The sequence below is a fragment of the Flavobacteriales bacterium genome (assembly GCA_020435415.1).
Classification (GTDB): domain Bacteria; phylum Bacteroidota; class Bacteroidia; order JACJYZ01; family JACJYZ01; genus JACJYZ01.
This window is the reverse complement of the sequence record JAGQZQ010000190.1, coordinates 1-550: the sequence shown is the minus strand read 5'-3', so window position 1 is coordinate 550 and position 550 is coordinate 1. Positions and strand designations below refer to the sequence as shown.

Genomic DNA, 550 nt, shown 5'->3' with positions numbered 1-550 from the left:
TGATTTAGAAAAATCGGTCATCAATAACGGCACAAATGCTGCCATCGTCAAGGAGTTCATGGAAGAGTGCATCAAAGACCCCAACGGGGTTCTTCCGGGCAAAACGATTTTCTTCTGCATGACTATTTCACACGCCCGCCGCGTAGAAAAAATATTCGACGCTTTGTATCCGGAGTATAGCGGAGAATTAGCCAAAGTGATGACTTCCGATGACCCAAGAGTGTACGGAAAAGGCGGATTACTCGATCAGTTTACTAACAAAAACCTGCCTCGGGTTGGCATCAGTGTGGATATGCTTGACACCGGTATTGATGTTCGGGAATTAGTCAATCTCGTTTTCGTCAAGCCGGTGTACTCCTACACCAAGTTCTGGCAGATGATTGGTAGAGGCACCCGATTACTAGAGCCACAAAAGATAAAACCCTGGTGTCCGGAAAAGGATATGTTCCTCATCATGGATTGCTGGAATAATTTTGAATATTTCAAACTGAATCCAAAGGGGAAAGAAACACCTGCTCAAATTCCTTTGCCGGTTCGATATTTTGAATTA

1 protein-coding gene is annotated in these 550 nt (G+C 44.2%); it reads left to right on the top strand.

Annotated elements, in window-relative coordinates; genetic code table 11:
• Nucleotides 1-550, top strand: a 550-nt coding sequence (locus KDD36_15260; protein MCB0398007.1) for a type I site-specific deoxyribonuclease, incomplete at both ends; no start/stop codon positions are given.